The 22,917-nt window shown below is 58.4% G+C and carries 22 protein-coding genes; 15 read left to right on the forward strand and 7 right to left on the reverse strand.

Annotated features, from left to right (window positions below; translation table 11 throughout):
• Window positions 1-17: 17 nt before the first annotated feature.
• A complete protein-coding gene (locus tag L6966_RS06900) occupies window positions 18-2,612 on the reverse strand; it encodes a DEAD/DEAH box helicase (RefSeq protein WP_237233125.1) in 2,595 nt (864 codons plus the stop codon).
• Between the two features lie 183 nt (window positions 2,613-2,795).
• Here L6966_RS06900 and L6966_RS06905 point away from each other — a divergent pair, with 183 nt between their 5' ends.
• Window positions 2,796-3,239 (forward strand): pyridoxamine 5'-phosphate oxidase family protein, encoded by a 444-nt coding sequence (locus tag L6966_RS06905; protein ID WP_083091976.1) that lies wholly within the window; start codon window positions 2,796-2,798, stop codon window positions 3,237-3,239.
• A gap of 62 nt (window positions 3,240-3,301) precedes the next feature.
• Here the strand turns inward: L6966_RS06905 and L6966_RS06910 are convergent, their stop codons facing one another.
• The gene (locus L6966_RS06910; RefSeq protein ID WP_237233118.1) at window positions 3,302-4,042 is read right to left on the reverse strand and encodes a hypothetical protein; all 741 of its coding nucleotides are present in this window, start codon (window positions 4,040-4,042) and stop codon (window positions 3,302-3,304) included.
• A 207-nt stretch (window positions 4,043-4,249) separates the two neighbouring features.
• Here L6966_RS06910 and trhO point away from each other — a divergent pair, with 207 nt between their 5' ends.
• Together trhO and L6966_RS06920 are read left to right on the forward strand one after the other, a co-directional pair.
• The gene (gene trhO, locus L6966_RS06915; protein WP_237233119.1) at window positions 4,250-5,128 is read left to right on the forward strand and encodes an oxygen-dependent tRNA uridine(34) hydroxylase TrhO; all 879 of its coding nucleotides are present in this window, start codon (window positions 4,250-4,252) and stop codon (window positions 5,126-5,128) included.
• A gap of 2 nt (window positions 5,129-5,130) precedes the next feature.
• Complete coding sequence (locus tag L6966_RS06920) at window positions 5,131-5,634, forward strand: GyrI-like domain-containing protein (RefSeq protein ID WP_083091973.1); 504 nt, start codon at window positions 5,131-5,133, stop codon at window positions 5,632-5,634.
• 154 nt (window positions 5,635-5,788) lie between these two features.
• Here the strand turns inward: L6966_RS06920 and L6966_RS06925 are convergent, their stop codons facing one another.
• From L6966_RS06925 to L6966_RS06935, 3 genes are read right to left on the reverse strand one after another with little or no spacing between them, the layout of a single operon-like run.
• Window positions 5,789-5,965, reverse strand: coding sequence for a hypothetical protein (locus L6966_RS06925; protein WP_237233120.1), 177 nt, complete (start codon window positions 5,963-5,965; stop codon window positions 5,789-5,791).
• A gap of 8 nt (window positions 5,966-5,973) precedes the next feature.
• Entirely contained in the window at window positions 5,974-6,414 is a 441-nt protein-coding gene (locus L6966_RS06930; RefSeq protein ID WP_083091972.1) for a pyrimidine dimer DNA glycosylase/endonuclease V, read from the reverse strand.
• Window positions 6,414-6,731: a thiamine-binding protein gene (locus L6966_RS06935; protein WP_083091971.1), complete on the reverse strand. Its 318-nt coding sequence runs from the start codon at window positions 6,729-6,731 to the stop codon at window positions 6,414-6,416. The genes L6966_RS06930 and L6966_RS06935 overlap by 1 nt, the downstream gene beginning before the upstream one ends.
• A gap of 39 nt (window positions 6,732-6,770) precedes the next feature.
• Here L6966_RS06935 and L6966_RS06940 point away from each other — a divergent pair, with 39 nt between their 5' ends.
• The 6 genes from L6966_RS06940 (at window position 6,771) to proC (ending at window position 14,648) form a co-directional block, all read left to right on the forward strand.
• Complete coding sequence (locus L6966_RS06940; RefSeq protein WP_237233121.1) at window positions 6,771-8,414, forward strand: DUF7059 domain-containing protein; 1,644 nt, start codon at window positions 6,771-6,773, stop codon at window positions 8,412-8,414.
• 9 nt (window positions 8,415-8,423) lie between these two features.
• Window positions 8,424-8,843: a pyridoxamine 5'-phosphate oxidase family protein gene (locus L6966_RS06945; RefSeq protein ID WP_083091969.1), complete on the forward strand. Its 420-nt coding sequence runs from the start codon at window positions 8,424-8,426 to the stop codon at window positions 8,841-8,843.
• Window positions 8,844-8,936: 93 nt separating this feature from the next.
• Complete coding sequence (gene topA / locus L6966_RS06950; protein ID WP_237233122.1) at window positions 8,937-11,768, forward strand: type I DNA topoisomerase; 2,832 nt, start codon at window positions 8,937-8,939, stop codon at window positions 11,766-11,768.
• A 57-nt stretch (window positions 11,769-11,825) separates the two neighbouring features.
• A complete protein-coding gene (locus L6966_RS06955) occupies window positions 11,826-12,812 on the forward strand; it encodes a Ppx/GppA phosphatase family protein (RefSeq protein WP_237224670.1) in 987 nt (328 codons plus the stop codon).
• Window positions 12,813-12,888: 76 nt separating this feature from the next.
• Window positions 12,889-13,752, forward strand: coding sequence for a sugar phosphate isomerase/epimerase family protein (locus L6966_RS06960; protein ID WP_237233123.1), 864 nt, complete (start codon window positions 12,889-12,891; stop codon window positions 13,750-13,752).
• A 41-nt stretch (window positions 13,753-13,793) separates the two neighbouring features.
• Window positions 13,794-14,648 (forward strand): pyrroline-5-carboxylate reductase, encoded by an 855-nt coding sequence (gene proC, locus L6966_RS06965; RefSeq protein WP_083091965.1) that lies wholly within the window; start codon window positions 13,794-13,796, stop codon window positions 14,646-14,648.
• A gap of 628 nt (window positions 14,649-15,276) precedes the next feature.
• Here the strand turns inward: proC and L6966_RS06970 are convergent.
• Window positions 15,277-15,954 carry a potassium channel family protein gene (locus L6966_RS06970; RefSeq protein ID WP_083091964.1) on the reverse strand — a complete coding sequence of 226 codons (678 nt, stop codon included), beginning with the start codon at window positions 15,952-15,954 and terminating at the stop codon, window positions 15,277-15,279.
• The gene (locus L6966_RS06975; protein ID WP_237224669.1) at window positions 15,947-17,389 is read right to left on the reverse strand and encodes a TrkH family potassium uptake protein; all 1,443 of its coding nucleotides are present in this window, start codon (window positions 17,387-17,389) and stop codon (window positions 15,947-15,949) included. Before L6966_RS06975 ends, L6966_RS06970 begins: the two co-directional genes overlap by 8 nt.
• Before the next feature lie 128 nt (window positions 17,390-17,517).
• Here L6966_RS06975 and L6966_RS06980 point away from each other — a divergent pair, with 128 nt between their 5' ends.
• The 6 genes from L6966_RS06980 (at window position 17,518) to L6966_RS07005 (ending at window position 22,880) form a co-directional block, all read left to right on the forward strand.
• Complete coding sequence (locus L6966_RS06980; protein WP_083091962.1) at window positions 17,518-18,726, forward strand: acetoin utilization protein AcuC; 1,209 nt, start codon at window positions 17,518-17,520, stop codon at window positions 18,724-18,726.
• 163 nt (window positions 18,727-18,889) lie between these two features.
• Entirely contained in the window at window positions 18,890-19,678 is a 789-nt protein-coding gene (locus tag L6966_RS06985; protein WP_083091961.1) for an ArsR/SmtB family transcription factor, read from the forward strand.
• Between the two features lie 38 nt (window positions 19,679-19,716).
• Window positions 19,717-21,372, forward strand: coding sequence for a FadR/GntR family transcriptional regulator (locus L6966_RS06990; RefSeq protein ID WP_083091960.1), 1,656 nt, complete (start codon window positions 19,717-19,719; stop codon window positions 21,370-21,372).
• Between the two features lie 245 nt (window positions 21,373-21,617).
• Window positions 21,618-21,716 carry a 30S ribosomal protein bS22 gene (locus tag L6966_RS06995; protein ID WP_005504750.1) on the forward strand — a complete coding sequence of 33 codons (99 nt, stop codon included), beginning with the start codon at window positions 21,618-21,620 and terminating at the stop codon, window positions 21,714-21,716.
• Window positions 21,717-21,829: 113 nt separating this feature from the next.
• The gene (locus L6966_RS07000; RefSeq protein WP_083091959.1) at window positions 21,830-22,084 is read left to right on the forward strand and encodes a glutaredoxin family protein; all 255 of its coding nucleotides are present in this window, start codon (window positions 21,830-21,832) and stop codon (window positions 22,082-22,084) included.
• A gap of 106 nt (window positions 22,085-22,190) precedes the next feature.
• Window positions 22,191-22,880, forward strand: coding sequence for a histidine phosphatase family protein (locus L6966_RS07005; RefSeq protein ID WP_083091958.1), 690 nt, complete (start codon window positions 22,191-22,193; stop codon window positions 22,878-22,880).
• Window positions 22,881-22,917: the final 37 nt, after the last annotated feature.

The following is a 22,917-nucleotide window of genomic DNA, read 5'->3' on the forward strand; positions in this document are numbered from 1 at the left end:
TACTCAGAGGAGGGTGGCTAGAAGGGGTCTGTGCCGTCTGAGGTACCAGTGAGCGACTCCACGACGGATACCGGGCACCCTTCATCTATCCCCTCCCCGGCCAAGCCCGGCCCAGCCTGGCGTGAACCGGAGCGGCCCGGCCCGGTAGAACCTACCGGGGTGGGGGCGTCCGGGGAGCCCAGCGGAGCCAGTAGCCTGCGGCGCTCACCGTCGGTGAGCTCGTCAGCCTCCACCAGCAGAGTTGCGAGCAGACGGGCTGCCCCAGCCTTATGCAGGGGCTCATTGCGGTTACCGCACTTAGGTGACTGCACGCAAGAAGGGCAGCCCCTCTCGCATTCGCAGGCCAGGACCGCGTCAAGGGTGGCGCGAACCCAGTGAGCTGCCTGTTCAAACCCCCGTTCAGCAAACCCCGCGCCCCCCGGGTGCCCGTCATAAACAAAAATAGTGGGCTGCTCTGTATCAACGTGAAAGGCGGTAGAAAGACCACCGATATCCCAACGGTCACAGGTCGCCACCAGCGGTAGCAGACCGATGGCAGCGTGCTCAGCTGCATGTAGAGCACCGGGGATATCTCTCTCATGAATACCGGAGGCATGCAGAAGGGTGGCGGGTATGGCCCACCAAATAGCACGGGTCTGTAGTTCCTGGGGGGCCAGGTCAAGCGGCTCGTCACCGAGTACCTGCTGGCCAATCAGAGACTTGCGCTGGTACCCTACCACCTGTGATCGTACCCGCACCTGCCCATAGTTCAGACTGACCTGCCCCTGCTGCACCGTCTCCTCGCTACCGAGCACGGTCACCTCGGTGATATCGCGGGACTGTGTGTAGTAGTCGGGGTTCACCTGGCAAACTGCCACCACGCGGTTGTGCTCATCCAGCTCCTCCACCACGTAGGTGAGCCCCTGGTGAGTGTAGATGGCACCTGGGTGCCCCTGCGAGTGGGCATGGCCGTCGTCCATGGTCCCGATAACGGTGCCCGTCTCAACCTCGATAATCTGAAGCGGTGCCCCACCACCGCGCAGGTTAACCAGGTCAGCAGCCGATTCCGGGTGCGTCCAGAACCAGCCTGTCGACCGTTGCCGCAGATACCCCTCAGCTACCAGCCGCTCTAGCAGAAACTCCGTGGACCGCCCAAAAACCATGAGCTCCTCCCTACGCAGGGGTAGCTCCGCCGCAGCAGCACACAGCTGTGGACTCAACACGTAGGGGTTCTCAGGGTCAAAGACCGTCTTCTCAACCCCCGTATCGAAAATATCCTCGGGATGGTGTACCAGGTAGGTATCGAGCGGGTCTTCACTGGCGATAAGCACAGCAAAGGAATCCTGACCAGCCCTGCCAGCCCGCCCTATCTGCTGGTAGAAGGACGCGCGCGTACCCGGCCAGCCACCGACTAGCACAGCGTCCAGCCCCGCAATATCGATACCGAGTTCCAGGGCGTTGGTTGATGCCACCCCCAGAATCTGGCCTCGGCGTAGCCCCTCCTCCAGGGCCCTCCGTTCTTCGGGCAGGTAGCCAGCACGGTAGGCGGCAACACGGCCAGCCAGGCCCGGCTCGACCTCGTCCAGGTAGTGACCAGCCATCTGGGCAATGGCCTCCGCCCCCCGCCGAGACTTAATAAAGGCAATCGTGCGTGTACGGTTCACCACCAGGTCAGCCAGTATCTCGGCACTCTGCGTAATGACCGACTTCCGCACCGGTGCCCCATTCTCACCGCTCTCTGCGCTCCGGGCCTTGCTAGCTGCACTCACACCGTTAGCGTGCGCCGACAGTTTATCGACCACAGCCCCCGGATCAGTGAACTCGGGTTCCCACAGAAGCACATGGGTGGCCCCGCGCGGTGCTGTTGATTCGGTCACCGCCGTCACTGCCTCTGGCCGCGACCCAATAAGCCGCCCGAACGAGGCCGCTGGCTCCGCGCTCGTTGCCGAAGCCCCCACAAACACCGGGGTCGCCCCGTAATACCTGCAGATACGCCGCAGCCGCCGCAGCAGCAGGGCAACGTGCGCACCAAACACACCCCGGTAGGTATGTGCCTCATCAATAATCACGTACTTAAGTTTGCGTAAAAACCCAGCCCACCGTGCATGGTGAGGCAGAATCGCGTGATGTAGCATATCGGGGTTAGTTAAAATCAGGTTGGCACGCTCACGAATAAACCGCCGATCAGCTGCCGGTGTGTCACCGTCATAGACCTCAGCCACCAGCCCAGGCACCCCCAAGCTGTGTAAGGACGCCAGCTGATCGGCTGCCAGCGCCTTGGTGGGGGAGAGATAGAGGGCCGTGGCTCGCCCCGAATCAAATCCTGAAGCCTGAGCCTCAAACTCCCCCCGATAAATCGCGTCCACAGCGGGTAGCTGGTAGGCGAGCGACTTACCCGATGCCGTTCCGGTAGCCACGATGACATGCCGATTGCCCGGTGACTCATGCGCGGCGCTCGCTGCCTGTACCTGATGCAGATAGGGTTCATGGGTTCCCAATCCCTGAAAAGCGTCCACCACCTGAGGGTGCACCCAGGAGGGCCACGGTGCGGTTTCTGCTGCGTGCGCAGGTAGGGTGCGCACATGGGTGATCTGTTCGGGGAGGGCTGATAAGCCCAGCTGCTCCAAAACCACGGCTAGCTCATTCTCGTGCGGAGCGCGAGAGGCCGGTGGCGGATTGCGGTGGCGCTCAGAAACCGGTTCTGGGTAAGGGGTTGCTTGGTTGGGCACCAGTCCATTATGGCACTGGAATTCTAAGGCTGAAATATTGGTGAAAACATCTGTGGCCCAGCTTATAGGAGTGGAATAATGGGGTGTATGAGTATGCCAATGAATATTCAGGGTCAGCACAAGAGCGAGCCGGAGCCCACGGTCACGGTGCTCACCGACGAACAGGTGTGGGAACTGATTGAAGGCACCCGTTTCGCCCGGTTAGGTACCGTAGATGAGGACGGCTATGTGCACATCACCCCATTGAACATTGTGACGGACGGGGTGCGTATCTTCTTCCGCACAGCCGCAGGGAGCAAGGTAACCCAGTTGCTTCTGAACGACAGGGTTACGGTGCAGTTTGACAGGGTTGAAGGTCTGCACGCTTACTCGGTCAATATCTTTGGCACGGCCCGGTTGCTCACCGAGACCCGTGAACTTGACTACATGAACACCCTCAATCTTGAACCCTGGCTAGATACGGTCAAGCTGGAGGGTGTTGAAATTACACCCGTACGGGTGACCGGCCGCCGCTTCTTTTTGGGTAAATAGCTCGGCCTTACCTTCTACCTGCTTTTGCCCAGTTCCCATGCCGGTGCTCAGGGCTGTAAGCCCTACCGGGTTGCTTGTTTGCGCTGGGTGAGCCCCGGTGAGACTGAGATAGTTCGCTGTGAGGGGCTCACAACGAGTAGAGAAGCCAGCGCGGAGACGGCCAGAGAAATCGCTACCATTTCTAGGTACTCTTCAGCGTGGGTCACCAGAATGTAAATGACGTGGTTGGTTATTTCTCCGTCCGTGACGTAGAAGCCGGAGATGGTTTCTAGCACGATGACGGCGGTAAGAAAGAGCGCTCCGGCCCAGATGAGCGTGGTGCGCACCTGGCGCGGCAGAATCCGCATCAGTCTCAGTGAGACCAGCCCCACGAGAAGGGCGAGAGGCAGACCGAAGAAGACCACCCACGGCCAGGTGGGGATATCGGTTCCCAGGGAGCTACCAAGCGTATGCCCTACAGCGTTAAACATCTCGTGAATCATGGCGGTCTCATCCATTGAGGCATAGAAGCCTATAGCCGCAAACGTATAGAAGGGGCCCCGGATACCGGCCAAGGCTCCTATGACGAGGCAGAGAATCCCAAAGACGAGCCATAGCCCGGCAGAGAACCAGACGGTGAGGTTGCCTTCACCGTTAACGTCAATGAGCCGGTGGAGTTCACCCGTATGGAGCCATGTGAGGCCAGGGGTGAACTGGAAGATAACGTGCCGCACCCCGGAGAGTAGCACAAACACCGTTGGGGGGATGAGGAGGTAGGGGAAGAGTTTCATAGTAGAGGGGAGGGAGCGCGTCAGAAAGCTCATAAGCGTGACCTTAAAGTGTGCTGGGTGTACCTTAGGGTCTGATTTTACCGGTGATTATGAAGAAATTTTTGCCCACGAGGGGTAGCTGTGTAGCCACTATTGCCTACACCTGCTGCACCTAAATGTGTAAGGTGACTACACTCCCAATGGTCTGCACAGGTGGGATGAGGCGGGCGTGGGGTAGAACTTTTCATCTAAACTGGGGGTGTGGCTCAAGAACGAATTATCCTGTATTACTGCTTTGCACCCGTGACCGATCCCCAGGCTGTGATGCTGTGGCAGCGTGCCCTCTGCGAGAAGCTCGGACTCACCGGGCGCATTCTGATTTCCAAGCACGGTATCAATGGCACCCTGGGTGGCGATATCAATGCCCTTAAACAGTACGGCAAGACCACCCGCCAATATTCCGGCTTTGAGAAATTAGAACTCAAGTGGTCAGACGGCGGTGCATCTGACTTCCCTCGCCTGTCGGTGAAAGCTCGCGACGAAATCGTAGCCTTTGGAACTCCAGATGAACTGGTGGTCGATGACAACGGCGTGGTCGGCGGCGGTGTTCATCTTAAGCCCGAAGAGGTCAATCAGTTGGTTGAAGAACGCGGTGATGAGGTGGTCTTTTTTGACGGGCGCAACGCCTTTGAAGCCAAGATTGGCAGGTTCAAGAACGCGGTTGTGCCCGATGTGCGCACCACCCATGACTTCATCCGAGAAATTGAATCCGGTAAGTACGACGACCTCAAAGACAAGCCGGTTGTCACCTACTGTACCGGTGGGATCCGTTGCGAGATACTCTCGGTACTCATGAAGAATCGGGGCTTCAAAGAGATCTATCAGATTGACGGTGGCATCGTGCGTTACGGTGAAAAGTTTGGTGATTCCGGTCTTTGGGAGGGCTCTCTTTACGTGTTCGACAAACGTCAGCACATGAATTTCTCGCCTGACACCGTCACTATTGGTGAGTGTGAGCACTGCGGAGCTCCCGCCAACACGTTCGTCAATCTTGACGTCAACGGTGTGCGTGACTTGGTGCTACTCTGCCCGGAGTGTGAGAGCAGGGCTCTGGAAACACGAGAAGCGGCCGTAGCCTAGCCATGGGTCAGAATAAGCCTTACGAGACGGCCCTGATTGAGTACGGTGCTTTCATGGTGGCAGGAGTGACCGCACCTGCCACTGAGACCAGCGATTTCGGTTCCTGGTGGGAGCGCCTCTATGAGAACCTCGATGAACCTGGCCTGGCAGCAGTGGAGAAATTGCAGAGGGTGGGGGTGATGATGCCGGACGCCGACGACTCGGGTTTCACCTACACCGCAGGTTTCATTGTGCCCGGTGGCGTTAAGGACGTTGCGGCCTTAGGGCTGACCGGTGTGATGGTGCCAGGCTCTATGTATGCCACGGTGCTGGTTGAGGGCCCTATTCTTTCGGGCGTTCCTCCCCTGCATATTAGAAAGGGGTTCGATTACCTGGCGAACGACTTTATACCCTCCAAAGGGTGGCAGCCTACCGGGGTCTGTCTTGAGGTGTACGGCCCGGGCGAGGTGACCGCCAAGGACTACCGCCTCTATCTCTGGCAGGCCGTTACCGGTCAGGAACCCTAATCTAGCGCCAGCGCTGGCAGGTGCTACCTGTGAGTTCCGGTATGAAAATACCTCCCGCAACACCGTGGTGCGGGAGGTATCGTTTCTCGTAAGGTTCGCGGGCGCGTCCCTTATCTAGGTGGGTATTTACTGGATTGTACCGAAGGGAAAAGACCTAGGAGTTGCGCTCTACAGCCAGTTCAGCTTCGAGCTTCTCAATGATTTCTGAGATGAAGGAGGGGCCGCCGTTGTCGGCCTTTTCCTTCCAGTCAGCGATGGACTTTTCGAGTTCGGCGATTTTCTCTGCATTTGCCATAAGGTAAATATAACCCAGACCGCTAGAGAAAATCACCTTGGTTACTATTTGACCTTTTCCCAGCTCTCAATTGGGCCGGGGGTGACGGTGAAGATTGGGTGGGCTACTTTGATAGGTGACGTGGCAAAATGCTGCTTATACCACTGGGGCGAACGGGTCTTTACTTTTTCTGCCAAAAATGAAATCTCGTAGTCTAGCTGGCCCTCAGTAACCGGCAGCGGCTCCAAAGCCGTATGCGAGGGAAGCACTAGAAGGCTACGGTTGAAACTGTAGTCACGGGCATCTGCCTCATCAGCCAAGCCGTGCAGATAGGTGCAGATATAGGCCAGGGGATCGTGGGATGCTTTGAATCGGTCTAGCTGGGGATGGTTCGTATAACCTTTGGTGAGCCCCTGAAGCACTTTTTGGGCAAGGAGGGTTTCACGCCAGCAAGCTACCAACCCTTTGGCATCGAGCAGAGATGGATGGACTGACCAGATGCGCATTAGGGTTCAGACCTGCGGGCGATTGCTTCTTCAAGGCGGTCGAGCTTGCCGGTGAGCTCTCCCGAGTCATGACCAGGGCGTATATCGGCTTTGACTACTAGGGAGACCCGGTTGCCGTACTTTCCAACGGCTTCGGTGGCGGCTTTGATGACGGCCATGCACTCGTCCCAATCACCTTCGATGGTGGTGAACATGGCGTCGGTGCGGTGGGGCAGGCCCGAATCACGAACAATCTGAACGGCTTCTGCAACGGCGTCGTGCACGGACCCGGACGGGTCGCCGCCGCCGGTGGGGGCTACAGAGAATGCAAATAACATGTCTCTACCGTACCGTGCGCATACGGTTAAATAGAGAGCGTGAAGACTTCCGATTTTTCTCGTGTTCCCGGTGCTCCCGTAAGCGCCGATACTGCCGCCCTCACTCGTCTGCACGCCGCCCTGACAGAACTCAACTACACCTATGAGGGGGTCGAGGCCCTCTTGGGTTCCCGTGCCTTTGAAGCAATGACGCGTGACCAGGTGGTTCCTGGCCTCTACCGGGTGAAGCAGATTTTGGGGCAGGAATCAACCCCCGAGATATTCACCGCTGCCCAGAAAAGCTTGGCACAGGTGGTGCGTTTCTTCCTTTTTGGTTCGGCTGTTCCGGTAGCTGAGCTTGAGGACGCCCTCGGTCAGGGTAGCGGTGACCTGCTGCTTGGTCTTGGCCTAGCGGAGCCAGCTGCGGAAGGTTCTCTTCGGGCGGCTGTTGACCTACGGCCGCATTCGGCAGATGATGGCACCGAACTTGTAGTTGCCAGCGACCTGGGCGCCCACCAGCGCCCCGGCGTCCTGCGTAGGGATCATGTGCTGGGCATCGGGCAGGCCTCTCTCACCCTGGCCCAGCTGACCGAACGTACTGAGGTCAATCGGGCCCTCGACTTGGGTACCGGCTGCGGTATTCAGATTTTTCACCTGCTGGCCCACGCCCACCACGTCACCGCTACCGACATCTCGGAGCGGGCCCTGGCTTTTACCCGCTTCAATCTAGTTCTCAACGCGCAGCCCCTGGGCCTGGACCCTGCCAACCTCCAAGAGCGCGTCTCACTGCGCTTAGGTTCCCTGCTTGAACCGGTCGCTGGGGAAACCTTTGACCTGGTCGTCTCGAACCCGCCGTTTGTCATTACCCCTCGTAGTAGCCGGGAGAAATCGGGTGATCTTTTCACCTACCGTGACGGCGGCATGGCTGGTGACGGTATTGTCTCCACCCTGGTGCGCGAACTGACGGGGGTGCTGGCCCCCGGCGGGCGGGCACAGATGCTGGGCAACTGGGAAATCCCCGTTGATGGGCCGGGCACCGCCACCGACTGGGCCATGCGACCCCGAGAGTGGGTGGGGGAGAGCACAGAGGCCTGGTTTATTCAGCGTGAGGTGCTTGAACCAGAACAGTATGCCGAAACCTGGTTGCGCGATGCCAGCGAAAATCGCGACCCCGCCCGCTACGAGGCCGCTTACACCAGCTACCTGCGTGACTTCGCTGCCCGCGGGGTGGGCTCTATCGGCTTCGGTATGATTTGGCTGCGTAAGCCTGCCGAGGGCGCTGGGGGAGAGCGACTGAACCGCTTTGAAGAAATAACCTACCCCATCCAGCAACCGATTGCCCCTTATATCACTGAAGCCGTTCAGCACTGGGATACGGTCACAGCCCTCACCGACGACGAACTTCTAGCCCGGCACCTGGTGGTGGCCGGCGACGTCACCGAAGAACGCCATTTCACCCCCGGTTCTGAGCACCCCGCCGTCATTCTGCTCCGCGCCGGAGCAGGTCTACGCCGCACCATCCTGGAGACAACGGAGACCTCCGGCTTTGTTTCTGCCTGTGACGGCGACCTGACTGCCGGGCAAATTATCAACGCCCTTGAGGCTCTCCTAGGGTGGGAAAATGACGAACCCAGGCAGGTATTAATAGGTAACATTCGTGAACTGCTCGAAAAGGGGTTTTTACGGATTCACCAGGGCGACTAGACTGGGGTCATGGTAGAGAACCCTATTAAAAACCTGACCGAAGAGCGTTGCTGGGAGCTACTGGAAGCCCACGAGTTTGGTCGTCTGGCCCTGGCCGTTGGTGGCGAAGTCGATATTTACCCCGTCAACTATGTAGCGCACGGGCAAAAAATTTACTTCCGCACCGCAGAGGGCCAGAAGCTCTCAGAAGTCGTCATCAGCCGCAAGGCCGCTTTTGAAATTGACGAAATTGTGGACGGCACTGCCCGCTCCGTAGTGGTTCACGGCAACGCCCAGTGGCTCACAAGCGAAGCGGATCTCACTGCCGTTGAGGCACTGGGTCTACGCACCTACGCTCCCACCTACAAAACTAACTGGGTTGAGGTCGAACCGACCTCGGTGAGTGGCCGCGAATTTGAAATTGGCGAGGAACCCACCGACGAACTGTAGTCCTTAGGTCACACCCGGGTAAGTAGACACAGGGTGGGCTACGTCGGCTATTGTTGTGCTTACACGCGTACGTCCAACCCCAAGGAGCCCTCAGTGCCCACCCAGGCAACCCCCTCACACGGCAAGTCACTGCTGATTGTGGAGTCCCCCTCCAAGGTGAAAACTATCAGCGGCTACCTGGGGGATGCTTTCATCGTGGAGTCGTCCATGGGGCATATCCGTGATTTACCGCAGCCTTCTGAGCTCCCTGACGAGCTCAAAAAGTCACCGGTGGGTAAGTTCGCGGTCAATGTTGATGAAGGCTTTGAGCCCTACTATGTGGTGAACTCTGATAAGAAGAAAAAGGTGACAGAACTCAAGAGGCTACTCAAAGAGTCTGATGCGCTCTATCTGGCGACCGATGGGGATCGCGAGGGTGAAGCTATCGCCTGGCACCTTCTTCAGGTGCTCAAGCCCAAGGTGCCGGTCTACCGCCTGACCTTCCCAGAAATCACCAAGGAGGCTATCCAGCGCGGCTTCAACGAACTGCGCGATATCGACAACAACCTGGTCGACGCGCAAGAGACCCGCCGTGTACTTGATCGTCTCTACGGCTACGAGCTTTCGCCGGTGCTGTGGCGCAAGGTATCCCGTGGCCTGTCTGCGGGCCGGGTACAGTCGGTGGCTACCCGCCTGGTTGTGGAACGCGAGCGTGAACGCATGGCCTTCCGCTCAGCAACCTACTGGGATTTAACCGGCACGTTCACCACTGAAGCCACCGAATCTTTCACCGCCAAGCTCTCGGCTGTTGACGGCGCCCGTGTGGCCACCGGTAAGGACTTCTCAGATGACGGCACCCTCAAGGCAGCCTCGAAGAGCAAGGTAGCCCACCTGGACGAGGCCGCCGCCAGCTCCCTGGCCACCGCGCTCGAGAGGGCCAGTTTCAGCGTCCGCTCCGTTGAGACCAAACCTTACACCCGCCGGCCTGCCGCGCCCTTTACCACCTCAACCCTGCAACAGGAGGCCGCGCGTAAACTGCGTTTCTCGTCGCGTTCCACCATGCAGGTGGCCCAGCGTCTTTACGAAAACGGGTACATCACCTATATGCGAACAGACTCGGTTGCCCTGTCTGATCAGGCCATCACGGCGGCTCGTAAGCAGGCTGCTGAGCTGTACGGGGCTGACTTTGTGCCGGCCTCCCCTCGCGTGTATTCGTCCAAGTCTAAGAACGCGCAGGAGGCTCACGAGGCGATCCGCCCCGCCGGGGATTCCTTCCGTACTCCTGCCGAGGTCAAGAACGCGCTCAGCTCTGACGAGTTCCGCCTTTACGAGCTGATATGGAAGCGCACCGTGGCCTCTCAAATGGCCGACGCCAAGGGCTCCACCGCATCCGTGCGTCTGGGCGCAATAGCAGCTGACGGTCGCGATGCCGAGTTCTCAGCCTCCGGCACCGTCATTACCTTCCGAGGCTTTCTCGCTGCCTACGAGGAGGGCAAGGACGCCCTGCGCGGCGAAGAAACGAGCAGGGGCGAAAGCGCAGATACCAAGGACGATAAGCGTCTACCCAACCTGGTTGAGGGTGCCCCCCTCACGGGAAGTGACATCGAGGCAGTCCATCACGAAACCTCACCCCCGCCCCGCTATACCGAAGCATCCCTGGTCAAGGCCATGGACGAGCTCGGTATCGGCCGCCCCTCCACCTACGCAGCCGTCATTTCTACCATCATGGACCGCGGCTACGTCAACAACCGATCCGGCTCCCTGGTGCCCTCTTGGACCGCTTTCTCGGTTGTGCGCCTGCTTGAAGAGCACTTCGCTAAGTACGTGGATTACGAGTTCACTGCCCAGATGGAAGAAGACCTCGACCGGATTGCCCGCGGCGAGGAGGCCCGCCCCGAGTGGCTCTCCCACTTCTACTTCGGTGGGGGAGAGCAAGGGGGCCTTAAGCCCATCGTCGATAACCTGGGCGAGATTGACGCCCGCGCTATCAATTCCATTGAGGTGACTCCCGGTGTCAACCTACGTGTGGGAAAGTTCGGCCCCTACCTTGAAACCGGCGGCGAAGTCGATACTGAAACCGGTGAAATCAAAGACCCGGTGCGCGCTAATATCCCCGCTGATTTGGCCCCTGATGAGCTGACAGCAGAGAAAGTTGCTGAACTGCTGGAACAGGGTAAAAACGACGGCCGTGAACTCGGCGTTGACCCCGAAACCGGCCGTACCGTTGTGGCTCGCGACGGCCGCTTTGGGCCTTACGTCACCGAGGTAATCCCCGCGATGACCGAAGAGGAGGTGGCCGCCTGGATGGAGGCCCAACCCACCGAGTACTACAAGAACGGTAGGCCTAAGCCTAAGAAGAAGCCTAAGGTGGAGAAGCCGCGTACCGGCTCGCTTTTCAAATCTATGGATTTGGCGACCGTGACCCTTGAGGATGCCCTCAAGCTTATGAGCCTGCCTCGTGTGGTGGGTGTTGATGACGAAGGTACAGAGATTACCGCTCAGAATGGGCGCTTTGGCCCCTACCTGAAGAAGGGCACAGACTCCCGTTCCTTAGAGTCTGAAGATCAGATTTTTACCATCACTCTGGATCAGGCTCTTGAGATTTACTCCCAGCCCAAACAACGCGGCCGGGCTGCGGCTAAGCCCCCGTTGGCTGAGCTCGGAGTTGACCCGGTGTCTGAGAAGAAGATTGTGGTCAAGGACGGCCGTTTTGGCCCCTATATCACCGACGGCGTCACCAACATTACGGTACCCCGGAGTGAAACTATCGAGTCGCTGACCCACACTCGCGCGGTTGAGCTGCTGGCTGAGAAGCGCGCCAAGGGGCCGGTTAAGCGCAAGGCCGCTGCTAAAAAGCCCGCTGCTAAGAAAGCTACCGCTAAGAAGCCCGCAGCCAAGAAGATGACTGTGCGCAGGGCTGCGCCCAAGAAGTCCGCTTCGCAGTAGCTTCTGCCTTTACACTGGTAGCCAGAAAAATTTTTATGTCACCACTGAGGGGGATTCATGCGCCTGGGCGTGCTTGATATTGGCTCTAACACAGGCCATTTGCTTCTGATTGAGGGGCAGCTGGGCTCCCGCCCCGAGGCCTACACCGCGTCACACAAGGAGCCCCTTCAACTGGTGCGTTATATTGATGCGGACGGCAATATTACCGACGAGGGCCGTGACCGCCTGACCGCCTTTGTGAAGTCAGCGGTGCTCTACGCTATTGAACACGGTGCCGAGGATTTGCTGGCCTTTGCCACCAGCGCGATTCGTGAGTCTAAGAACGGGCCGGCGGTTCTGCAGCACGTGCAGAATCAGACCGGGGTGAACCTGACCGAGATTACCGGTGACCAAGAGGCGGCTATTACCTACCATGCGGTACGCCACTGGCAGGGGTGGGGGGCTGGCCGCATACTTAACTTTGATATCGGTGGGGGCTCTTTCGAGTTCTCTACCGGTATGGATGCCTACCCGGACGACGCGATTTCGGTGCCTTTGGGGGCTACTCGCCTGACCGGCGACTGGTTCACAGGGGAGGTGCCTGCCCCCAGAGAAATCAAGAAGGTACGTAAGTATGTGCGTGAGACTCTAGAGCCAGTTGCTGAGCAGCTGCTGGCCTACGGGCAGCCGCACATGGTGGTGGGCACTTCCAAAACATTCCGCTCTCTCGCCCGTATCTGCGGTGCCGCCCCCTACTCTGCGGGCCCCTACGTGAAGCGTGAGATGATGCTGCGTGATTTACGTCTGTGGACCCGCCGTATGGAGGCCATGCCTCCGTCTGAGCGGGGGGATTTGCCGGGTGTCTCTGAGGTTAGAGCTGAGCAGATGCTGGCCGGCGCTATCGCTGCCGAAACCGCCATGGATGTTTTTAATGTTGACCAGATGCGGGTTTCTCCCTGGGCCTTGCGTGAGGGGCTGATTTTGCGCCGGATGAACTACCTGAGCCAGCAGGGCCCCGAGGCTATGATTGACCCTCGCTCACTTGCTGAGTACGTGCAGGGCTAAACTCTCAGCAAGCTCATGCGTGAGGCACCTACCATAGAAGAGCAGGTCGTTTCATTACACCAGGAGAGTACACCCCATGACTGAGACTAACCGTACACCTGTGCAGGGGCACCCGGACTCGCGGGAAGGCCTTGCCCAGGGGGCAGAAACCGTGAGCAAGCCACCGATACCGGTGGCACTTTCTACCTCCTGCCTCTTCCCCCTGGGTGTGCCTGAGACTTTCTCGACTGCGGTTGACCTTGGGTATGACAGTGTCGAGGTTATGATTACCGGCTCCGCGCTCTCTCAGGAGCCCTATGATTTGCTGGCCCTGATACAGAAGTACCAGATTCCCATCTCGGCGATTCACGCACCTACTCTGCTCCTGACTCAGCAGGTGTGGGGCCGTGCCTGGAATAAGATGCAGATGGCCGCCAAGGTGACCAAGGCGGTGGGGGCAGATGTGATTGTGGCTCACCCGCCCTTCCGCTGGCAGCGGCACTATGCCAAGAATTTTGTGGACGGTGTGCGTGAAATTTCTGAGTTGGAGGGCGTCAAAATCGCGGTGGAGAACATGTACCCCTGGTCGGTCAAGGGCCGTGCGGTTGAGATGTACGCCCCGCATTGGGACCCTTCCCGCTTCGATTATGACTGGATGACCTGGGATTTCTCGCACGCGGCCGCTGCTGGCGACGATTCCCTTGAAGCAGTTAAGCGTATCGGCTCCCGCCTGGGGCACGTTCATCTGACCGATGGGTCGGGCGACAAGGTTATGGACGAGCACCTGATTCCCGGGCACGGCACCCAGCCGGTAGCTGAAACCCTGCAGTATATCGCTGCCAGCGACTTCAGCGGTGTGGTCTGTGCTGAGGTTTCCACCAGTAAGGCCAAGGGCGCTGTGCAACGCGATGAGTGGCTCTACGAGACTCTCCAGTTTGCCCGCACCCATCTGGCCCGCTAAGCGTCCGGGTTCACCCCAATCCAGCCCAAAAGGAGAGAACTATGACTACCGTTGCTTTTATTGGAACCGGCTCCATGAACGGCGCTATCGCTGCAGGCCTTCTAGCTGCCGGTGCCAATCCGGCAAGCGTCCGCGCCACCGTTGGTTCGCACGCCAGCATCACCCGGCTAAGCCAGACACTGGGAGAGGGCGCTGAGCAGGTCACGATTCTGGCCGGTGAAGATGACGCGGATGCGAATCTTAAGGCCGCTGAAGGGGCAGACGTGGTCTTGCTGGGCGTCAAGCCCTACGCTATTTTGGATCTGGCGCGTGAGATTTCCCCGGCCCTTGAGCCCGGAGCCGTGGTGGTGTCGGTGGCTGCAGGTATCACCCTGGATGCCCTGCAGGGGGCCCTTCCGGAGGGGCAGCCTGCTATCCGCTGTATGCCTAACACCCCTTCGCGTGTGGGCAAGGGGGTGCTGGCTATCTCGGTGGGTAAGTACACGGGTAAGGAACACAGGGACGCTGCCGCTCAGGTTCTCGGGGCCGCAGGTAAAGTCGTTGAGGTTGAGGAAGACCAGATGGGGGCTGTCACAGCGGTGTCAGGGTCTGGCCCTGCCTACACCTTCTTGCTAGCAGAGACTATGGCTGCCGCCGGCGTTAAACTGGGGCTGGATGTAGAGACTGCTACCGAGTTGGCCGCCGCCACTGTGGCTGGAGCTGGCTATCTGTTGGATGCCGACCCCAACCCACAGAGTCTGCGTAAGGCCGTGACCAGCCCTCAGGGCACCACTGACCGGGCTATCACTACCTATATCGACGGTGGTCTCTTCGACCTCACAGAGGCAGCTATGCGCGCCTGTCTGGCCCGAAATGACGAAATGACTGAAGAGTTCAGCAGGGGCTCAGAGTCATAGAGTTCTAGTGAGGCTAACTCAAAAGTGCCTTTATCGCGGCCCTTGGCTTGCGTTCAGTGAAGCCCGGTGGCTTCGCTGTGCGCCTGCTTCACCTACCCTTATGAATATAAGTCTCTAGCGCCGCCCGGTGCCGGCTAGGGGCCCTGAGGGAGCCCTCTTGGTCGCATGCGCTATTTTATTTCCCGTTCAATAAAAAATTTAGCTACGATAACTCAATAAGAGCGGGCTGTGTAGTCAAAACTTTGTTGAAGCTGGGTGAGCAGTCTACTTTTTATTGTGAGTGACTTTAGATACACAGAAGGCCAGTCCGTAGGGAACCGGACTGGCCTTCTGGTTTCTCTAATAAACCAGTAGGGTTCTGGTTTATCGAGAATGCTTTTACTTTGAACAATGGCGGCATTAGGGGGAACCGCCTTGTGGTTGTTCAAAGTTCAAGCTACTTGAACGGGTTCGCGGACCGTTCAGTAATCACTCGCACCTTTAGAGGTAGTTATTACTATATGCGAGATTTTGTGTTTATGCACCCTCAAACAGCAAAAATGACAAATTATTTCAAAATTGCTCAAACAAAGTGCATGCCTAATAAGTAATAATCCCATGTCATGCTGACTTTTGTGGGGATAAGTGACTAGGGACGCGCCGCAAACCTCTCGATAAGGTCTACTTGACCTGACACAATCAGCAGGTCGCGCGACGAGACTCTGGTTTCAGGAGTAGCGTAGGCGATCTCTTCGCCCGGCGACTTTACGCCCACGATAGTCACACCGTATTTGGAGCGCACATCAGACTCCGCCAGGGTGAATCCGTGCGTTTCCTTGGGCGGGTACATCTTGACGATGGCGAAATCGTCATCGAACTCAATAAAGTCAAGTAGCCGCCCCGAGATGAGGTGGGCGGCGCGCACCCCTGCATCTGACTCCGGGTATACGACGCGGTGAGCACCAATGCGCGAGAGGATTTTGCCATGCGAAGGGGTGATGGCCTTAGCCCAGATGCGCTCAATCCCAAGGTCAACAAGATTGGCTGTGATGAGCACTGAGGCCTCTATCGAGGTGCCCACGCCCACTACAGCTGCTGTGAAATCCTGGGCCCCGAGCTGGCGTAGTGCATTCATGTCGGTCGCATCGGCCTCCACCACATGGGTTAGGTCGCCTGACCACTTCTGAACCAGAATCGGGTCTTTCTCTACCGCGAGCACCTCCTTATTTTGGCGAACCAGCTGGGCGGCGGTAGCTGTGCCAAATCGTCCTAGCCCAATCACAAGGACGGGCGCGCTGTGGGCCGTGCGGGGCTCTTTTCTAGCCAATGATGGGCCTTTCTTCGGGGAACTTATAGAGGCGGCGTCGAGACCGCATCGCCAGGCCGGTCGCCACCGTGATGGTGCCGATGCGGCCAATCAGCATGAGTACTGACAGAACGTAGGTGCCTGACGGTGGCAGCTCGGCTGATAGGCCTGTGGAGAGACCGCAGGTCGCATAGGCTGAAATGACTTCAAAGAGCGCTCGATCAAGCCCTACGCCGCTGATGAGCATGATAACGGTAGTGCCTATGAGTACAAAGCCAGCGCTCATCATAATGACCGAAATTGCAATGCGGAGCACGGCATCGGGAATGGTGCGGTTGTAGGCGACCACGAACTGATCACCGCGAGCCTCCGCCAGGATGGCTAGGAACACAACGGTGATGGTGGTGATTTTGATGCCACCGGCTGTGGACGCTGACCCTCCGCCGATAAACATGAGCACGTCTGTGAGGAGCATGGTGACCGGGTGAATGTGGGTCATATCGACCAGGTTGAAGCCACCTGAGCGGGTCATGATGGAGGCGAACCCGGCGTTCAGTAGTTTGTCGCCCAGGCCCATGCGGCCGATGGTGGCCGGATTGCTCCACTCTAGGGCTGCCCAGGCAAGGGAGCCAAACACGAAGAGCGCCAGAGTTCCTACAATTGTTAGTTTGGCGTTGAGGTTCCACTTGCTAAACCGCAGGTTGTTGCGGAGCACCAAAATTACGGGGAACCCGAGAGAACCTACCATGACACCGATGGCGATGGGGATGAGAACCCAGAGGTCGTGACCGTAGGGGACGATGCCGTCTGAGTGGGGGGTGAAACCGGCGTTGTTAAAGGCGGAGACCGCATAGAAAATACCGTGCCACACTGCCTGCCACAGGGTCTCTCCCAGAATGAGGAAACGGGGGATAAGTACGGCCGCAATAAAGGCTTCAATGGCAATAGACGTAAAAGCTACCGTGCGCAGAACTGAGCCGACCTCGCCCAAGCGCCCGATGTTCAGGGACTCCTGGGCAATAATCTTGGAACGTAATCCCAGCTTGCGCCCTACTGCTAGAGCCAAAATTGAGGTGAGCGTCAGGGTTCCTAGGCCTCCGATCTGTGACCCTAGGAGGATCATGAGCTGACCGAAGAAGGTCCACTGCTCTGCGGTGGATACCGTGGTGAGGCCCGTGACCGTCACCGCGCTGGTGGCGGTAAAAACGGCGTGGTGAAAGTCAACCCGTTGGCCACCCTGAGAAGCCCAGGGGGTGGCTAGCATCAGGGAGAAGAAGATAATGACCACCACGAAAGCTGCAATTGCTGTGCGAGAGGAGGAGCCAAAGAGGCGGTTGGTCACTCCACGCACCCAGGCCAACCTACCGGGGGCGGCGGACGGAGCTCCCCTGGGTGAAATCCGCTGGTTGTGCTCAAGCGTGCCAGACCCCGCCGCGTGCTGCCTGTTTCTGTTCATGCTCTCACCTCGCTTTCATATGCAGTCTCTAGCGTAGTCTGCGTGTCATAAAAGCGGGGTGTGGTGCCAGCAGAGTTTTTGCATGTTTAATGTTAACTGTGACTCAACTTACCTAGGAGGTGGTGCAGATGTCTGCCGCTGATAACCTCAAACCCACAGATGTACGTGTGCTGTGGGCGCCCGCCATGGCCAACTACTTTTTTGGCGACTATCACCCCATGCATCCTTCCCGGCTTGACGCGACTGCACGCCTGGCACAAGCCCTGGGGGTCTTTGACCTACCTCAGGTCCAGGTTGAAGAGCCAGAAGTTGCTACGGTTCATCAGCTCATGCTAGCCCATGACTACCCCTACATCGACGCGGTGCAAAAGATTAGCGCCGACCCCACCCTCACGATTGCCAGCTGCGGCCTGGGTACTGAAGACACCCCCGGGTTCGAGGGCGTCCACGAGGCAAGCGCCCGCCTGGCTGGCGGAACCTACCAGGCCGCTGAAGCCATTTTGGGGGGCAAGGTTAAGCACGCGGTAAACTTTGGTGGCGGCATGCATCACGCCTCACGGGATCATGCCAGCGGTTTCTGTATTTACAATGACTGTGCTGTGGGCATCGCCCGCCTACTTGAAGCCGGTGTTCAGCGGGTGGTTTATATTGACGTGGACGCCCATCACGGTGACGGCACCCAGAGTATTTTTTGGGATAACCCCAACGTCATGACCGTCTCACTTCACGAGAGTGGAATGACCCTCTTTCCAGGTACCGGTTTCGCCAACGAGGTGGGGCCCGAGGGGCTTGCAGCCGGAACTGCTGTTAATATCGCTATGCCGGAGTCGACCACCGACTCGGGGTGGTTACGCGCCTTTGACGCGATTGTTCCCAGCCTGCTACGTCAGTTTCAACCAGAAGTGATTGTCAGCCAGCACGGCTGTGACTCCCACACAGCAGATGATATGTCGCACCTCAATATCTCCATTAACGCCCAGCGTGAAATCGCTGCCCATATATCACTGTTGGCTGATGAGCTCTGTGAGGGGCGGTGGATTGCCACGGGTGGGGGAGGGTATTCCATCTACAACGCTGTGCCCCGCTCTTGGAGCCATCTCATTGCTGTTGCTGCTGGTCAACCACTTGATGTGCACATCCCTACTCCGGATTCCTGGCGCAGGTACATGCTTGATACCTATGGGACGACCGTTCCCACGATGATGGGTGATCCGGTTGATCTTTGGTGGCACTCCTGGGAGGTTGGCTACGATCCCGCCAGTAGCGTTGATCGAACCATTATGGCTACCCGCAAAGAAGTCTTTCCCCTGTGGGGTCTTGACCCCTGGTATGATTAATTGCTCTGTGTCTTACTCAGAGAACGTTTGATGCAGAAAGACCACCCCTTCCCCAAAATAGCCCACTTTCAAGTCAGAAATAGCCCGTAAAAACCCAGGAATGTCCCCCTAGTTTGCTGGCTACGCATACTTGTGTGGGCATATCTGTGTATATGATGACCTTATGAAAGACGACGTTTTTGCAGTGATCGCCGACCCCACGCGCCGACACATCATTCAGGCGCTGGCTGTTGAACGGTTGGCAGTTGGAGAGCTTGTAGAAGAGCTGGGCGTCAGCCAGCCCACGGTCTCCAAACACCTGCGTGTTCTGCGCACCGCCGGGCTAGTAGAAACAGAAGCAGATGGCCAAAAACGCTTCTACTCCATCACTCCAGAGCCTCTCAAAGAGATTACCGCGTGGATTAATTTTCTGCTTGAAGCTCCCCGGCTTGCCTCCCCAGCCGAGGCGGGCGAACTGCCCCCGCACAGCGCCGATCCCTCAGGCACCCCTGTTTCGGCTGCTCCAGCCTCGGGAGACGAGGCGGACCAGCCGGCCGCAACGGGCATCACCTTTACCCCTCTGACCCCCTTTACCCCCGCACCGGATGGTGTTTCAGGCGGCACCGTAGACTTCACACCGCTTCCCGAACCCCCAGTTGAAAGCACCCAGGCCTTCACCCAGACAAGTGAAGCCGTGGTACAGACGGCACGCGAAGAAGGTGTGAGCAGGCACCTGGATGTTCTGGCCCAAAGTCTCAACCTGGGTGAGACCAGCGACTCAGCACAAGACCTGGTGGAACCGCTCCCACAAGGTATTATCGAAGCAGAAGTCGCTGCCCGCCAGGCGGCCGAAGTGGCTCGTGCCACCGAAGCGCAGGCGTCCGCATCTAACGTCACCCCTGAGGACGGTGGTGACGACGAGCGCGGCATCCTGGCTAGGCTCACACGCTGGAGTCGGCGCTCCTCCCGCTAAACCACCCGCCCACCCACCGAAAGAAACCAGCACGTTTTATGGCACACCATCAGCAGCTCCTTGACTGGATCGAAAACGAACTGGTCAACCAGACCCTGCACCTGGGTGACGAACTACCCGATGACAAGGAGCTGACACAGCGGGTGGGCATGAGCCATAACCACGTGCGTGAGAGCCTGAAACACTGTGAAGAAATTGGGGTGCTCAAGCTCTACGAAGGGCGCAAGAAGAGCATCATCGGAGTGCTGGTGCGTGAACCCGCTATCTCAGCAGGGCCGGCTATAGGGCTCTACCTGGCAGGCTCACGCTCACCCAGACAGGACCTACTGACTACCTGCCTGCTCCTGGAAAATTTTGCGCTAGCTGGGCCAGAGTATGATTCGACGGCCTTCGTTGAGCTCGACCGTATTCTGGATGAGCTCCAGGAGCACGCCGGTAGCCTTACCGACTTTCATGAACGTGAGGCCGATTTTCACATCCAGCTGGGCAGGCTCTCGGGCAACCCCCTGATTTCAGCCCTGCTGGCTACTCTGCGTGACGCCATGATTGAGGCTCGCTTTGAGCTGGTGAGCCAGGTTCCCCTGTGGAGCGCTACCGCAACCCGACTGGTCATGGAATACCGAGCTATTACCGATGCGGCTCGAAGCGGCGACCCCGCTCTAGCTCAGACCCTGTTGCGTGCAACCTTACAGGACCGCTTCACCGAGGCGGGCCACCCCCTCCACCTCGAAGAGCCTCAGCAGGGTGACCTTACCGATGCCCAGTTCACGCTCAAACCTCTAGATGCGGAATTATTAGAGCTTGCCACCGGCGCCCAGGGCGGGTCGCTTGACCCCCACCTCTACCAGGCACTCTTTACCATCCAGCCCAAGGACGCCTCAGCTGACAGTCAGCCTCAGGATGCCCAGGCTCACGGCACTTCTGCGCCGGAGGAGGACTGCGCCAGTGAACAGTCGCCCGAAGCACCTTCTTCCCCTGCCCTCCAGCCCTCACCGGCTGAGAGCCGCAAATTTCCAGGAACAGTGGGCCCGGCCGTCCGCGCGGTCACGACCCCACCGGTGCCCACCGCCCAGCTCAGTTCCGCAGAAGCAGCGGACTCCGCGAGCGACCAGCAGTCCTTAGAGGCAAAACTGCGTGCCGAGGAAGAACGTCTGGACGCTCTCGAGGCCTCTGCCAGCAGTGGTGCGAAAGATGCCGCCGGTGACCCACCGGTTACGCATCCGGTCAGAGAGAAGACCGAGAAAGCAGACACGTCTTCTGGTGAGCAGGGCCCCCCTCACGGGGCGAAAGCCCAGAAGCGCACCAGCAGCTGGTCTCGTATAAAGCGTTTTGATCCGGTTAAGTACTTTGGTTTTTCCCAGCAAAACCAGCGCCCGTCGCAGGATAAGATAGGGCAGGCGCAGGCAGGGGAGGGGGCACCTGATAGCCCCGCAGACGACCAGCCTGTAGAGACTGCCGATCTGCTCGAAGCGGTGGGAGCGGAGCAGCCCAGCCCACCGGCTGAGAGCCTTTCTGCGCTCCGCGAGGGCTACGAGTACGCTCATGACGAGCAAGCCTCGGGTAGTAATCCGCTCGATGACGGTAACAGCGACGGCCTCGAACCTGCTACTACCACACCGCTGACCCGCGAACAGGAGCCCCAGAGTAAGGCTCTGGTCAAGAAGAGCTCACGACGCAAGAAGAGGCGCCGCTAAGCGGCCTGGGCGCTGAGGCGAAAACGAGAAAATACTCTCACTTGCCGGTGAACAGTCGGCGAAAAGATCTGTTTGCCTGTAGGCTTGGATGAGAGCGTTTTTGCGCCGAGGGTACCACTGTGCCCTCACGGCGTTCCTTTGAGCGTTTATACCGGTATAACGCCCGGATAGCTACCAACCCACAGCCTTCGGGGGGTGGAGTTTGGCCGGGTATCGACCACTATTTAATAAGTGAGGTGAATCCAATGGGTTCAGTTATCAAGAAGCGCCGCAAGCGTATGTCGAAGAAGAAGCACCGCAAGCTTCTTCGTAAGACCCGCCACCAGCGCCGCAATAAGAAGTAAATTCTGCGCCGTGAGCCCCGCACCAAGGTGCGGGGCTCACGCTGTTTAGAGCGGCCTTCGACTGTCATAAGGACGTCCGCAGGAGCGGGTGTGGAGCAGGCTAAAGTGGTGGTATGCCTAGACCGAAAATTGAACTGCTGACCAAACCGGGCTGTCACCTGTGTGAAGCGGCGCGGCAGACAACGGGGGAGGTGGCGGCCCGTTTCGGGCTGACCTTTACCGAGGTCAATGTTGAAGAGTACCCGCATCTTTTGGAACAACATCGCACCGAAATTCCGGTGCTGATGGTGGACGGAGAGGTGAAGGATTTTTGGCAGGTGAACGCTAAACGCCTGGTCAAGCTACTTGAGAAAAAGCTGGCAGGCTAACCCTAAGGGGTGCTAGCCGCATCGGTTTTACCCGGTGCCGCAATGTGAGGTGTGCCTGCTATGGGGCCGGTTCGCGCTCTGTGCCCGGGTTTGAGAGACTAGTAGCATGAATACTCCTACCCAGGCCACCATCACCGTCCACCTTATGCGCCACGGCGAGGTTCATAACCCTGACCGTATCGTCTACGGGCGTCTACCTAACTATCATCTGTCTGAGACCGGGCAGAAGATGGTTCGGCTCACCGCCGAAGAGTTCAAGCGCCGTGCAGACACGGGCGCCAACATCGTGCACCTGGTGTGCTCACCGCTGACACGAACCCGAGAGTCCGCTGCCCCCATCGAAGAACTGCTTGGCCTGACCGCACAGCCCGATGAGCGCGTCATTGAAGCTGGTAACCACTTTGAGGGCCTGCACGTGAATAGGCACGAGCTGCTCACCAACCCCTCGCATTGGCCCCACCTGCTCAACCCCCTGCGCCCGTCCTGGGGTGAACCCTACCGTCAGCAGGTGGCCCGTATGGCTGAGGCAATTAAGGACGCAGCGCGCACCGCCTACGAGAAAGGCGGGGACGGCGCTGAGGCGATTATAGTCTCGCACCAGCTGCCCATCTGGATGGCGCGAATCTCCGTTGAGGGGGGTGCGCTCCCGCACGACCCCCGAAGCCGCCAGTGCAATTTAGCTTCCGTTACAAGCTTCACCTTTCCCAACATATTTGCCTCTGACAAGCCGAAACTTGCATATATGGAGCCCGCAGCCGAGCTCTACTCAGGTGTTATTCAGTTACCGGGCTCATAATGTCCCTGGATACAACAGCACACATCTTTCAATCTGA

This window comes from Rothia nasisuis, from assembly GCF_928381405.1.
Taxonomy (GTDB): Bacteria; Actinomycetota; Actinomycetes; order Actinomycetales; family Micrococcaceae; genus Rothia; species Rothia nasisuis.